General features: G+C 48.4%; 10 protein-coding genes and 1 pseudogene. 4 read left to right on the top strand and 7 right to left on the bottom strand.

Annotated features, from left to right (window positions below):
• Position 1: 1 nt before the first annotated feature.
• Complete coding sequence (locus JSQ80_RS12405) at positions 2–961, bottom strand: D-alanyl-D-alanine carboxypeptidase (RefSeq protein WP_206095491.1); 960 nt, start codon at positions 959–961, stop codon at positions 2–4.
• Positions 962–1,272: 311 nt separating this feature from the next.
• Between JSQ80_RS12405 and JSQ80_RS12400 the strand changes: the two genes are divergently transcribed.
• Positions 1,273–1,566 (top strand): hypothetical protein, encoded by a 294-nt coding sequence (locus JSQ80_RS12400; RefSeq protein ID WP_087432284.1) that lies wholly within the window; start codon positions 1,273–1,275, stop codon positions 1,564–1,566.
• Between the two features lie 50 nt (positions 1,567–1,616).
• Here the strand turns inward: JSQ80_RS12400 and JSQ80_RS12395 are convergent, their stop codons facing one another.
• From JSQ80_RS12395 to JSQ80_RS12385, 3 genes are all read right to left on the bottom strand, one after another.
• The gene (locus JSQ80_RS12395) at positions 1,617–2,729 is read right to left on the bottom strand and encodes a sensor histidine kinase (protein WP_206095490.1); all 1,113 of its coding nucleotides are present in this window, start codon (positions 2,727–2,729) and stop codon (positions 1,617–1,619) included.
• Entirely contained in the window at positions 2,710–3,411 is a 702-nt protein-coding gene (locus JSQ80_RS12390) for a response regulator (protein WP_206095489.1), read from the bottom strand. Before JSQ80_RS12390 ends, JSQ80_RS12395 begins: the two co-directional genes overlap by 20 nt.
• A 124-nt stretch (positions 3,412–3,535) precedes the next feature.
• A complete protein-coding gene (locus tag JSQ80_RS12385; RefSeq protein ID WP_206095488.1) occupies positions 3,536–4,411 on the bottom strand; it encodes a LysR family transcriptional regulator in 876 nt (291 codons plus the stop codon).
• Positions 4,412–4,519: 108 nt separating this feature from the next.
• Between JSQ80_RS12385 and JSQ80_RS12380 the strand changes: the two genes are divergently transcribed.
• Positions 4,520–5,632, top strand: a complete 1,113-nt coding sequence (locus JSQ80_RS12380; protein ID WP_206097566.1) for a citrate synthase/methylcitrate synthase — start codon at positions 4,520–4,522, stop codon at positions 5,630–5,632.
• 290 nt (positions 5,633–5,922) lie between these two features.
• On the opposite strand, the gene JSQ80_RS12375 is transcribed toward JSQ80_RS12380, so the two are convergent.
• The 3 genes and pseudogenes from JSQ80_RS12375 to JSQ80_RS29015 all read right to left on the bottom strand — a co-directional run bounded on the left by JSQ80_RS12375 (position 5,923) and on the right by JSQ80_RS29015 (position 9,344).
• A complete protein-coding gene (locus JSQ80_RS12375; protein WP_206095487.1) occupies positions 5,923–6,870 on the bottom strand; it encodes an ETX/MTX2 family pore-forming toxin in 948 nt (315 codons plus the stop codon).
• Between the two features lie 536 nt (positions 6,871–7,406).
• A pseudogene (locus tag JSQ80_RS30190) lies at positions 7,407–8,693 on the bottom strand (IS1182 family transposase); the annotation flags it as partial.
• A 246-nt stretch (positions 8,694–8,939) separates the two neighbouring features.
• Positions 8,940–9,344, bottom strand: coding sequence for a hypothetical protein (locus tag JSQ80_RS29015; protein ID WP_240463636.1), 405 nt, complete (start codon positions 9,342–9,344; stop codon positions 8,940–8,942).
• Between the two features lie 691 nt (positions 9,345–10,035).
• Here JSQ80_RS29015 and JSQ80_RS12360 point away from each other — a divergent pair.
• Positions 10,036–11,301, top strand: a complete 1,266-nt coding sequence (locus JSQ80_RS12360) for a Glu/Leu/Phe/Val family dehydrogenase (protein WP_240463635.1) — start codon at positions 10,036–10,038, stop codon at positions 11,299–11,301.
• A gap of 327 nt (positions 11,302–11,628) precedes the next feature.
• Positions 11,629–13,455 (top strand): glycerophosphodiester phosphodiesterase, encoded by a 1,827-nt coding sequence (locus JSQ80_RS12355; protein ID WP_206095486.1) that lies wholly within the window; start codon positions 11,629–11,631, stop codon positions 13,453–13,455.
• Positions 13,456–13,485 lie beyond the last annotated feature (30 nt).

Below are 13,485 nucleotides of genomic sequence, written 5' to 3'. Positions count from 1 at the left end.
GCTATGCTCCGAAGTGCTCAAATCCGTAATCGAGCAGCTCCAGAGAATCCCTCCATACGCTGTCAGCGTTCGAATGAAGCACGACCGCAATAATCCGGCGTCCCTCCCGCTCGGCGGAAGAAACGAGGCAGTATCCCGCTTCGTCCGTAAAGCCGGTCTTCACCCCTGTCGCGCCCTCGTAATAGTAGCCGCTGTCTTCCTGCAGCAGACGGTTCCGGTTCGTATATGTCCGTATCACCGCGTCCGGCTCGGAAGAGACGAGCTTCACTTCCGCCGCAATCTGGCCGACGATGCTGCGGAACAGCTCATTCTTCATGGCCTCCTTCGCTATTACAGCCAAATCCTGGGCCGAACTATAATGATTCGTGTCATGCAATCCATGCGGATTCGTAAAATGGGTGTTGCGCAGCCCCAATTCTCCCGCCCGTTTATTCATCAGCCGTACGAAGTCGGCCATGGCCTCCTCTTCGTTCAACGAACCATCATGTCGTGTCTGCCGCCCCAACTGCACGGCAATCGTGCGCGCCGCATCATTGCCCGAGGGCAGCATCATCGCTTCCAGGAGCTGCTTCCACGTCAATCGCTGTCCTAAGGTCAACCCGGCCACGCTTTCCCCGGGTGTTGTCCTCAGCACTTCCTTCCCGACGGTCACCACCGCATTCATATCCGCCATTTCAAGCGCCAACAGCGCCGTCATCATTTTTGTCGTGCTGGCCGGAGCCTTCCGTTCTTGATCGTTTTTGTAGAACAAAATTTCCCCCGTATCTTGATTCATTACGATGGCAGACTGAGCTGACAGATCCTCCATGGCAAACGCCCGGTTGCCGGTCGATACCTCTATATGTTCTAAGACCTTATTCACGAGATGCTTAATATGGCTAGAAGATGGATGAATAACTATCCAAATGCCCAAAGCTAAAGCTCCGCCTATAAACAACCATTTCTTCATCCTGACTTTCACTGCGATCACCCTCAATTAATCATTATGATCTCGTATTGCGTTTTGATAATCGTAATGATAAAGGAGAGGCCTTAACAATGTCCTAAGCAAAGATGAAGAAAAGTTAATAAAAGATGAAGAAAAGATGAAGTTGAAATATGGAGCGGTGCATGCAGAAGGAAATAACAATTCATTTACGATTTTGTGAAAAAAAGCGCAATTCTATTTCTATGCCCGGCCGAACTGGACTTTAGCAGGGGGTGTTTCGGATAAAGAGATTTATAATGGAGATATAGGTATCATAGTTGGAACATCATGAAGGAGGTACACCCATGAAACGTAACATCATTGCTTCTGTCCTCATCTTAGGAGGCAGCCTCTTATTAGGCACAACCGTCTATCAAGGAGTCGCTCAGCTCGCGGGAAGCGATGCTGGCTTGTACCGTGATCGCGGAGTGAACGATACGCATAGGATGGAGCGCGCTGACATGCAGGAGCGCATGAATCGGATGGAGCGCTCGGGGATGCAGATGCACACGAACCGTGTGGAACGTGCGGATATGCCGGTGCGCACGGAGCGCTCGGACATGATGGAGCAATCGGGAAACCATTGCCACAATATATAAATAAAGAGTGAACCGAAGGCCGTATTTCCACGCCTTCGGTTCTCGTCTGTTCAGCCATTGCCGGACGGCGGGGCGATACAGGGAAGCTCGATCGTGAACCGGGTGCTCTCGATATCGCTGGCAGCCGCAATCGTGCCGCCATGCAGCTCCACAATTGTCTTGGAGATGGCGAGCCCGAGGCCGGAGCCGCCCGTTTCCTCCGAACGCGACTTCTCTACCCGGTAGAACCGATCGAAGATATAAGGCAGATCCTGCTCTGGGATCGGCTCACCGCAGCTGTTCACGGTGATGGCAACCCGGTTCCCGCTGCGCCGCAGGTTTAATTCCACCAAGGTGCCCGGTTGAGAATAGCTAATCGCGTTTGTCAACAAGTTGTCGAACACCCGCACCAGCTTGTCCGGATCCGCTTCTACCCAGTAATGATCCGCCTGACTGTTCATGCGGATAGAAAGCCCCGCCTGCTCCATTGGATAACGGTAATGCACGCACAGCTGCCCCGCTATTTCGGCCACATTCAGCGGCTTCGTCCGCAGCGCCATCCCCCCGTTCATGCGGGTATATTCGAATAGATCGTTAATCATGACATTCAGCCGCTGCGCTTTCTCATATGCAATGTTCGTGTAATGCCTCAGCTCCACTTCATCCCGATACCGATCCTGCTCCACCAGCCCGAGATATCCGATAATGGAGGTTAACGGCGTACGCAAGTCATGGGATACGCTGGTCACGAGCTCATTTTTGGTGCGCTCCGCTTGGCGTTCTTCCTCGATAGACCTTTTGAGCTGTTGTGTCATCATATTGATATTGTCAGCCAGACGCCCTAACTCGTCATCGGACTTGATGTGGCATTGCGCATCCAGATTGCCATCCGCAATGCGCTGCACGGTCTCCGTTATTTTCTCCACGTTTTTAATGAGCCGGCGGTTGAGCAAGAAATAGACGAAAATAAACAGCGCCAGTCCTGCGAGAACAAGCGACGGCATCACGCCTATATTATCCGCGGCAAACCTGAGTAAGCTTCTGACAAGCGGTATGCGCAAATCAGTATACATCAGAGATGCTACACTGAAGAGCAGCATGAGAAGTCCCAGCGTCAACACGATGCTGAAAGCAAACGTAAACAACAGCTTCCAGCGAATGCTCTTATACCATGGCTTGTTCAATCTTGTACCCTACCCCCCATACGGTCTGAATGAACTTGCCGCCGCTCGACTCCAGCTTGTCCCGCAGCTTGCTAATGTGAACCGCCACCGTATTGTGCGATCCGTTAAAGCCTTCCTTCCAGACGCGCTCATACAATTCCTCTGCGCTGAACACCCGTCCGGGATGCCCGGCCATCAAATACAAAATATCAAACTCCATGCTCGTCAGATGAACGACATGTCCGTCTACCTTCACCGAATGCGTCTCTTTGTTGATTTCCAGCCCCTGCATGCGAATGATACCTTGAGGCTCCGCATTCACCTGCAGCTGGGCATTCAATTGATACGCGCGCCGCAGCAAAGACTTGACGCGCGCGACCAGCTCCAGCGGATTAAATGGCTTTACCATGTAATCGTCGGCGCCTGTCATGAGCCCCATAATTTTGTCCATGTCCTCCGCCTTCGCGCTCAGCATCAGCACAGGCGTCGCCTGCTTCTCGCGTATCCTCATGCACACGGCAAGCCCGTCCAGCTTCGGCATCATCACGTCCAGTATGACCAAGTCCACCCGCTGCTGTTCGATCACCTTCAATGCCTCAAGGCCATCGTGCGCTTTTATGGACTGGTACCCTTCATTTTTCAAATAAATTTCAATCAGTTCGGCAATTTCTTTGTCGTCGTCGACGATAAGGATGTCCGTCACGTTCCGTTCCTCCTTGCCTTTTCTCCCGGCAATTATCTGGCAATAGAATACCTTGAATTTCTCCGAGGTTCAACTCGCATGTCCAAGCTCACGCAATGGCAGCTAGAAGTGTACCATCTCCAGACTACATAAAAGTGCGGAAGAAATCCAAAAAAAGCCTTCCTTCCGTCACATCGCGCTTCATAATCGAATACGTCCGCGTCGTCGGCAGGTTCATCTCTGGACAGTCCACCTGCAGAAGACGCCCCTCCATCCGTTCTCTCCGCACCGTAATTTCGGGCAAAAACGAAATACCGAGACCTTCTTCAATAAAACGCTTCGTCACATGCACCTGCGTGACAAGCATCGTTCTCATATACGGATACCTCATCTGCAGATCCTGCATGACCGGCTCCCAATATTCCGGATGATTATAGGTGAGCAGCATATGTCTGGCGAGCAGCTCCTCCAGCTCCAACGGGGCGGCGCCCTCATTATCATAACCGTCGTGCGGCGCCACCAGTATGACTTGATCCTCGCCCATCACCTCGCACGACAACCGATCGTCGCTTGCCCACATGCGCGACAAACCGAGATCGACTTGATTTTGCAGCACGGCATCCGCAATGTGTTTAGATTCAAGCACCTGCACCTGAATCTCCACATCCGGATTCGCGGCAACGTATTGGCTAAGCACATGAGGGATCAGATAGGCAGCAACAAGCGGCGAGACCGCCAAGTTCAAGCTGCGCGAGAAGCCCTGCTTGAAGCGGAGCAAATCCTGCAGCCCTTCCTGATGCACGTCCAACAGATGCTTCGCATGCGGCAAAAAGCGGCGTCCTTCCTCCGTAAGCTGCACGCGCCGGCCCACCCTTGCAAAGAGCTGGCAGCCCAAATACTGCTCCAGCTGCTTCATCTGAATCGTGACCGTCGGTTGGGAAATATACAGTTCTTCCGCGGTCCGCCGAAAATTTTCCTGGGCCGCCGCATGCACGAACGTATGAATCCATTTTAAATCCATTGCGAGCCCTCCTGATTAAAATTCATTATTAAATCAATAGAAATGTTTCAATATTTTTAATCAGTTTCATTGTATATAATAAATCATAATTTGAGGAGGAGGAATTTGATGGTTGATAAAGGGTTAAAGGGTGTTATTGCTGCCGAGACCGAGTTAAGCTTTATCGATGGAGATCAAGGTATTCTGTTGTACCGGGGATACGAGGCGAAGCAACTGGCCGTTCGTTATTCCTTCGAGGAAGTTGCTTATTTGTTGTGGTACGGCTCGCTGCCCACACCGGCCGAGCTGACGGCTTTCAAGGCGAAATGGGTGCATTATCGACAGCTTCCCGAACCCGTCATCCATTGTCTCAAGCAGATTCCTTCCGATATGGATTTGATGAGTCAACTGCGGACGGCCGTTTCTTCGCTGGGCATGAAGCCGTTCGAGGGAACGCCGCAGGCGGATCACGCCATCGCAATCACGGCGATGATGCCAGCCCTGATCGCGAATCTGTATCGAGCTCAGAGCGGACAGCCGCTCATGACGAGCATCCCAGCGAATGAATCGTTAAATCATACGGCCCATTACTTATATATGCTGACAGGCGAACTTCCGTCGGACGTTCACGTCAATGCGCTCGAGGCGTATATGATTTTGACGATGGAACACGGACTGAACGCCTCGACCTTCACAGCCCGCGTCATCGCATCTACCGAGTCGGATATCGTGTCGGCCTTGACTGGGGCAATCGGCGCTATGAAAGGTCCGCTGCACGGCGGAGCGCCGTCCGCGGTGACCGACATGCTGGAAGCGATAGGAGCGCCCGAACGGGTGGAGCCGTGGCTGCGGGAGCAGTTGGAACAACGCCGCCGTTTAATGGGATTCGGCCATCGCATCTACCGGACGAAAGATCCGCGCGCCGAGGCGCTGAAGCAGCGCATTGGGCTGATGGAGTCTCACGATCCGTGGCTGAATCTGGCGCTTCTGGTGGAGGATACCGCCGTCCGGCTGCTGGCCGAGTACAAGCCGGGGCGAGGGCTCTACACGAACGTCGAGTTCTACGCAGCTGCCATCATGCGGGCCATCGGCATGCCGAGCGAGCTGTTTACGCCGACGTTTACCGCCAGCCGCACAGTGGGATGGACCGCTCATATTTTGGAGCAGGCCGGCGATAACGTCATTTACCGGCCGGAGGCCAAATATGTCGGACCGAGACATTCATCGGTGAACGTCTCCTAACGATGGAGGCACGGCGCTTCCGCAGCAATGAGCGGTAAGCTCATTGCTGCGGCCTAACCCAGTAATGAAAGCACATGATGATTCTGGAAGGAATGACTCGAGTTCAGTCTCAGGAGCTTACTTTCACAAAGAGGGGGCTCTTACTGGTACTTTAACATTCAACGGAACAGGAACACCTTCCGTTGGAATCACTTTATCTTGGAACTATGATAAGACCCCAGATAGCCATAAACAATGGTATTGGAAACATATTGACCTTCTTAAATCTATGAATTTTTCGAGTAATACTCTCATTGCTCTATGAATTTCTGCTGAACAGGTTTAGGAGATACTTTGGAATCCGTAATATCGTAAACGCTTACGCGCAGTTTACTTCCGAAAATTCCGTTTACCTTTGCTTTCCCGTTCAATACAAGATTTTTACCCGAATCAAATTTCACCCCGCCTACTTGACTTTGTTGACTATTCGATAATTTTTTCCACATATCAGCTGTTGCAAAGGTAAGTGATGGATATTTATTTGGGCGTGGAAATCCTGGCCCATAATAAGTTGCTAACATATCAAGTTTTGATTTCACATTTTTCCCAGTTGCAGTAAAGTCTACATCTCCACTAAATGATTTTTTTGCCATATCCACTGTAACCAAATATTTCTTACCAGCTGGCACTTTAATATTTTGCGGTGAAGCAGTTAAAGTTTTAGTATCTGTAACTGTATTTGTCGTACTCGTTGCAGAGTTGAATTCTGCGGTAATATCAATGCCACCTGTTAAGAGAATAGGCAATTTAAAAATCGTGCTTTTTCCTCCTACTTTAAATCCTTCAGAAACATTCGTACTAGCGGAATTTGTAACTTGATGAGAATAAGCTGCTGTTGTGAATGTTTGATCTATATCGCTATGCGTATTATCGAATTCATTTTCACCTACATATTCTGGATGTAAATCACTATACGTCATATTTTTTAAATCACTTGTTTTTAAGTCTAAGTCCATATCTGTTTTTTTACTATCCAATCTAAGATAATGATACGCTCCAGGATATTCAGGCAAATCTTTTCTATAGAGCTCATTTTGAAAATAAAAATCTGAAATTTTGTCCATTTGCGCATCCACGTTTGTGATGTTTGCATCTTGAGCAGATATGACATTACTTCCCATAAACATGGTACTTGATAAACCCAGCAGGATCCCCAAAGTCATTAGAAAAAGCTTTTTTTGTTTGAATCGAATTTTCATAATTTTCACTCCTAAAGCATTAGTCTGCGCGCGCATTTATATTATACTATGAAAGCGGATTCAAAATGGGGATATATTGTAAAAGATACATTTTTGGTCACAGAATATAAGTGTAAGCATTATTTTTAAAGATATTTCACATTTCGCACCTTTTGCGGTTGCAGCGGTGTTAATGGCATTAAGTATCTCACCTGCAGGAGCTGCCGCGAATACGATTACAACGTAAGGGGGAAAATGAAAATGTGATTCGGTCAGACGTGAAGCCATTTATCGATGTGACCAACAGCCGTACATATGTCCCAATTCGTTTTTCAGCTGCCATGAACCCCAAAAAATGGCGATCTGGCTTTGGAAGACCGGTTGCCCATCTGATAATTTCAATTTCATATTTGAAAGTATGGATGAAAAACATAAAGAACTCCCGCGGTTGCAGTATTTCGCGGGAGTTTGTCTTCAATCTGAAGGGGCTGTCCCATAAGTAGTTTTTTACTACCTGTGAGATGACCGTTAGATTCAAAAAAAGATCCAGTTAAGGGCTACATTTGTTCCCATACTCGACCTTTTTGCTTCATCACTGCCCGCTTGAGCAAATTGTGGGCAAGGGAAAGCCACCCGACCTCGAGGCTTACTTTCGACAGGCCTCGAAGCAGGAAGCGTCTGAATCCTCTGTTGTTTTTCATTTGCCCAAATACACTTTCCGGCTATCATTCGTCGAACCGACAAGGCATATCCTTCTTCACTTCGCAGCTTTTCTCGCGCTTGTTGCTTATAGCGGAGATACTTCATGCTTACCCGGATTTCCCGATTCCCTTTTGCCTTTGCGCAGGCTGCTTTGAGAGGACAATTCGAGCAATCCCGACTTCGGTAATGCCTAAGTTGAATTTCATATCCACTCTCGGTTTTTTGCTTGCTTTCATACCGGAAGTCGAGGGGGTGTCCACCGGGACATGTCCATGTATCCGTTTGTTCATCATATTTCCGATTGTCGATTTTGCTTACTTTTTTTTCTCCAAATAGGCATAGTTCTCTTCGCTTCCATAACCTGCGTCTGCTATAACGGTTCCAGGCAGCTTACCCAGCGCACCCTTCACTTTCTCTAAATGAGGTTTCATGCAACGTGTGTCCGTAGGACGCTGATGCAAACTGTATCCGACGATAAACGGATTTTCTGTGCCAATCTATACATTGTAGCCGGGCTTGAGTTGCCCATTTCGCATATGATCTTTTTTCATTCGCATAAAGGTAGCGTCCGGATCGGTTTTACTGTAGCTGTTCCGTTCTCCGAGCACTTCCAGATGATGTTCATATTTCTCCAAGCGAGGCAGTCAACTTCTCGCTTGTGACTTCACTCGATTCACCAAGCTCCAGTAAATCTTGCCCTTGTAGCTCCTGCTCTTCCTGATGCTCAGCTTCTTCAATGCTTGCAAATAACATCTTTACCTTGTCTTGCAATCTGGCATTGTGCTTCACCACGGCTTTGCTCCATACAAAGGTATACACTTATTGGCATTGGCTTCGATTTTCGTGCCGTCTACAAAGTAATGCTCCAGCTTGACGTATTTTTCCTCAACAAGGAAACCAAGGATTGACGTGAAAATCTTTTCGAGCACATCCTTCATCTGCTCGGAGCGAAAACGATTGATGGTGCGAAAATCCGGGCGTTGTCTGGCGGCAAGCCACATGAATGGAATATTCTCACGCACCGCTTTGGCAATTTGACGAGAAGAATAAATACGCTATGTATAAGCGTAAATGATGATTTTCGTGAGCATTTTAGGATGGTAGCTATGACGTCCGCCGCCTGGATAGTCATTTTCAATGACTTTTGGGACAGCCCCCATTAATTTTATTAGTTCGGTGAGATTTGACCACTGCCACTAAAGTGTTTTCTGTAGTAATCTGTTTTGTTTGTCATGTGAGATTTACTCCAACCAAGATGAAGTATCTCCCAAAGATCCAAGTTCACTTCTCCTGAATGAGTGTCGCCCTCTTGAATTGCAGTCTCAGCATATCCACTATACGAAAGTTGGAGTTTACCTGAAGCTTGTATAGATCCTTTTGTGAAGTTCTTAATGACAGTGCCCAAACATAAACTCTTCTACTTGAACAAGAATTCCAGCTCTTACTTTAACTCCTCCACCAAGATCAATGTTTGATGTATATTCTGCATCAAATGTTTGGTAATACTGATCTCCGAGCATTTGAGGAGATTTCTGTTCAGAATTAGCCAATTCTGATTTAACTTGACTAATGCTTTTTCCAGTGAGTTCAGCATATCGAGCATAAAATTCATCTCGACTTAATCTGGTAATCTGTGAACTTTCAACATCAACATTACCAGATTGCATTACCAATGGTGCATATGGTGCCGGACGAGTCTGTGAAACATCTGCGGCAGCAGCAAGAGCAACATCACCTAATACAAATGAAGCGCTTAGCAATGCAGACAGGAGAAACATAGGGGTTTTCTTCAATTATCACGCATCCTTCCATGGTATTTTTTGGTCAACCACTGTTATAGTATTCAGCAGAGTATGTATATTTCCTTTTTTTTTATTTTCATCTCCTAATAAAACTAATTAATATATATAATTTGTATAAACGGCTTCCAGGACAGTCAACAATATAGCGAATATGGTCACGGCTATCACCTCCAAGTAGCCACGTCCGGGCAGCCCGGTCACAACTGCAAATAAACGAAGCCATAAACGAATACGAAAAAACGAACGATTTCCATTTTGAAATAGAAGTCCGGATTGGAGCACAATTGCGATGCTATAATCACAATATATATGGTTTTTTTATCCATATGCCCATTTCCGCACAAAACAACCATCCTCCCAGTAAGGACAGACTTTGACAGCTTCAATCCGCTCTGCTGCAGGGGTAGTTTCACGTCAACTATTTCCTATGCATCATTGATTTTCATCCTTTTGTCCTCTTGACAAGGACGAAGAAAGCGCTTTATATTGACATATTTTTTATATAAAAAGGTTTTATAGCCATAAAAGAATAATTCAATGTAAGAAAATTTATCACCCCATGTAAAATAATCTTTTAACTTTTTTATGAATTTTGATACGTAATGTATTTCAAAATACGCACGTTGACAGTATAATGTTTGAAAAGTGTTCCTATATAGCTTGAGAGGATGGGTGATGAGCCTTGGAAATTTTACAACGTGAACAAGCAGAAGTGCTAAACCCGTACGAAATCGTACAGAAGCAAATTGACGCTGCAGCCGCGAAATTACAATTGCCCAAGCATGTAACGGAATTGTTGAAAAAGCCTAAGCGCGTTTTGTCAGTGAGCTTTCCCGTTCGGATGGACGATGGTTCGGTACGCATTTTTGACGGATACCGTTCGCAGCACAATGATGCGATTGGCCCAACAAAAGGCGGCATTCGATTCCATCCTGACGTTACATTAGATGAAGTTAAGGCACTGTCGATGTGGATGACGTTCAAATGCGGCGTTGTTGGATTGCCGTACGGCGGCGGTAAAGGCGGCGTCATTTGCGACCCGCGTAAAATGAGCAAAGGCGAACTCGAACGCGTCAGCCGCGCCTTTATGGAAGCTATCGCGGACATCGTAGGACCTGAACGTGATATCCCGGCTCCGGACGTATACACCACCCCGCAAATCATGGGCTGGATGATGGATACGTACAGCCGTTTGCGCGGTCATTATTCTCCTGGTGTCATTACCGGCAAGCCGATTATTATCGGGGGTTCGCAAGGACGGAATGCAGCGACCGCTCAAGGCTGTGTCTACGCCATTCAATCGGCGCTGGAAGATATCAAGCTGCCGATGGAGAAAGCAACCGTAGCGGTGCAAGGCTTCGGCAACGCCGGCCGCATTGCGGCGCGCCTGTTGACCGACCTCGGGGCGACCGTAGTCGCGGTAAGCGACTCCCGCGGCGGAATCTACGATGCGAACGGCCTTGACTTGAACCGCATCGAACAGTTGAAAGATGAAGCGACGATTTTGGATTATGGCGTGCAGTATCATATCAGCAATGAGCAATTGCTGGAGCTTGATGTAGATATTCTGATTCCGGCAGCGTTGGAGAATGTCATTACGAAAGAGAATGCGTCCCGCGTGCAAGCGCGCATTGTCGCCGAAGCAGCGAACGGGCCTACAACGCCAGAAGCGGATGCCATTCTCAATCAGAAGGGCTGCATCGTTATTCCGGATATTTTGGCCAATGCTGGCGGCGTAACCGTATCCTACTTCGAATGGGTGCAGAACTTGATGAACTACTACTGGAGCGAAGAGGAAGTCCTCGAGAAGCTGCAGGTTAATATGGTGAAATCATACGACGCAGTTCGTAATATGGCAAAAGAGTATGAAACTGACTTGCGTACGGCAGCGTACATGATTTCGCTTCAGCGCGTTACCGAAGCTATGCGAGCTCGTGGCTGGGTATAATTGGCCGACAGCAGGCATTCGCATTGATCAACAAGACGCCTGCCCTTAAGGGCGGGTGTCTTGCTCTTCTTATCAACCTTATTGGGGCCGCTGCACAACCGCCAGAACGCCGATGACCGTGTCCAACAAGCGAAGACAGCAGCGACTCCCGCAGCTCAACACAGCACATCCTCCCGAAACTTCAGGGCGTATAGCCAATCGTCTTCATGACGCCGAACTCCCGTTTCCGCTCAGCCTTTTCCTTAAATTTGAATCCTTGGTGCAAAGAAAATCGTAGTCTATAATGAATAAATAATAAACAATACCAATTAAAAGGAAACAAATTTTATGAATGCCATGACCCAACCCAAAAAGAAATCCCGGTTATTCTCCTTTCGGACTACACGGGACATCCTGCAAGTATGGAAGCATGCGCATCGACCTTTTCTCCTGTTTGAACTGGCATACAAGCTGATGACTGTCGGGCTGTTTATTCCTTTGCTTTCGGTTGTCTTCAACAAAATGCTCGATTTGGGCGGCTTCAACGCTGCGGCCAATCACGATCTGCTTCGCTTCGTCTTCAGCCGCTACGGGCTGCTCAGCCTGATCCTTATGGCGCCAGTGGCGATGATGCTCATTTACACCGAATTTGCGGTGTTGATCTATATCGCCTATTACGGAATGCAGGGCAAAAAGGCGCGTATTCGCGCCGTGCTGTTGAAGGCACTGTCACGCCTGCCCGGATTATGGCGAATCGGAATCTTCGGGCTTTCCCTGTACTTGCTGCTCTTGGTTCCGCTGCTTGATGCCGGCTTCGGTCCTTCCTTGCTGCCGAATGTCACGATTCCGAACTTTATTACCGGGGAATTGTTGAAGACCGGATTCGGCACCGTCATGTTCCTCTTGTTCTTTCTCATTGTTCTCGTGCTGAACTGCCTATGCATTTATGCGCTGCCCATTCTCGTCCTGGAAAATACGAACCGATTTTGGTATGCGGTTTGGAAGAGCAGCCGATTATTTTGGAAGAGCAAATGGTCGATTGTGAGAGCCGTGTTGGAGTGGGTGCTCGTATTTGCGCTTGCCGTCATTGTCTTTCTCCTCGTTCTAACCGCGCTGCTGTGGCTGCTCCCGGAAGACACGGGCATTCCGCCGGCCGCCGTTACGACGCTCGGCGTCATTATTAGCATAGGTGTCTACGCGCTCACCTTGGTGATGACTCCGCTGTTCATTACACTGATTACCCGCCTGTACGTCAAATATTCAGGCAAGGACGCCATCTCCATCGAGACGGATGGACTCAGTGCTACCGTGTGGGAAAGCAGGGAAACGCGCCGCGGCTTTATTCAGAGCCATCGTCCGAAGCTGGCGACATTCGGCTTGCTTGTCCTGATCGCTATCGGCTGGGGGGTATCGGCGCTGCTTACCGACGTAGGTGAGGCCAAGGATGAATTTATCATTATGGCCCACCGCGGAGATGTCCAGTCCGGGGTCGAAAATACGCTCGGCGCATTTGCAGGCGCCATAGAAGCCAGAGCCGATTATATCGAGCTGGACATTCTGCAGACGAAGGACCATAAGCTCGCAGTCATTCATGATGAAAACCTTAAGCGGCTTTCAGGGGAAAATGTCAATGTGTTTGACCTGACGTTGAATGAATTACAGAAAATTCCGTTGCGTCAAGGTGGTTTCGAAGGGCATGTTTCCTCGCTAGATGAGGTGTTGGAATTTGCGAAGGGACGCATTCGTTTAAATATCGAATTAAAGACGCATGGACACGAATATAATTACGTCCCCCTATTTGTCGATACGGTGCGACGCCATAAGGCGGAGAATGACATCGTGGTGCAAAGCCTCGAATACGATTTAATTCAGCAAGTGAAGGCGGCAGCTCCCGATCTGAAGGTCGGTTATGTTATATACGCTACCTTTGCACAGCTTAGCCGCTTCGAAGCCGATTTCTTCGTCGTGGAGGAGGCTTTTGCCAGACCGCGGCTGGCGGCTTCCGCCAAGCTGGCCGGCAAACCGTTATATGTATGGACCGTGAATGACCCCGAACAGGTAGAGCATTTCTATACCCTCGGCGTGGACGGCATCATCACGGATATCTCCGCGGATGCAAGAGATACGATTGAACTGCTGAACGAACCTATTCTCACGTCGGATCATAAACAGTAACGCTGCATCAACAAAACGGCGTCCCTATTG

Origin of the sequence: Paenibacillus apiarius (assembly GCF_017052585.1) — a bacterium.
GTDB classification, from domain to species: domain Bacteria; phylum Bacillota; class Bacilli; order Paenibacillales; family Paenibacillaceae; genus Paenibacillus_B; species Paenibacillus_B apiarius.
This window is presented reverse-complemented; position numbering and strand designations above follow the sequence as displayed.

Bases quoted from the DNA above. Each gene is read 5' to 3' on its own strand.
- JSQ80_RS12400 (WP_087432284.1), top strand. From the start codon at position 1,273: ATGAAACGTAACATCATTGCTTCTGTCCTCATCTTAGGAGGCAGCCTC.
- JSQ80_RS12385 (WP_206095488.1), bottom strand. From the start codon at position 4,411: ATGGATTTAAAATGGATTCATACGTTCGTGCATGCGGCGGCCCAGGAA.
- JSQ80_RS12380 (WP_206097566.1), top strand. From the start codon at position 4,520: ATGGTTGATAAAGGGTTAAAGGGTGTTATTGCTGCCGAGACCGAGTTA.
- JSQ80_RS12375 (WP_206095487.1), bottom strand. From the start codon at position 6,870: ATGAAAATTCGATTCAAACAAAAAAAGCTTTTTCTAATGACTTTGGGG.
- JSQ80_RS12355 (WP_206095486.1), top strand. From the start codon at position 11,629: ATGAATGCCATGACCCAACCCAAAAAGAAATCCCGGTTATTCTCCTTT.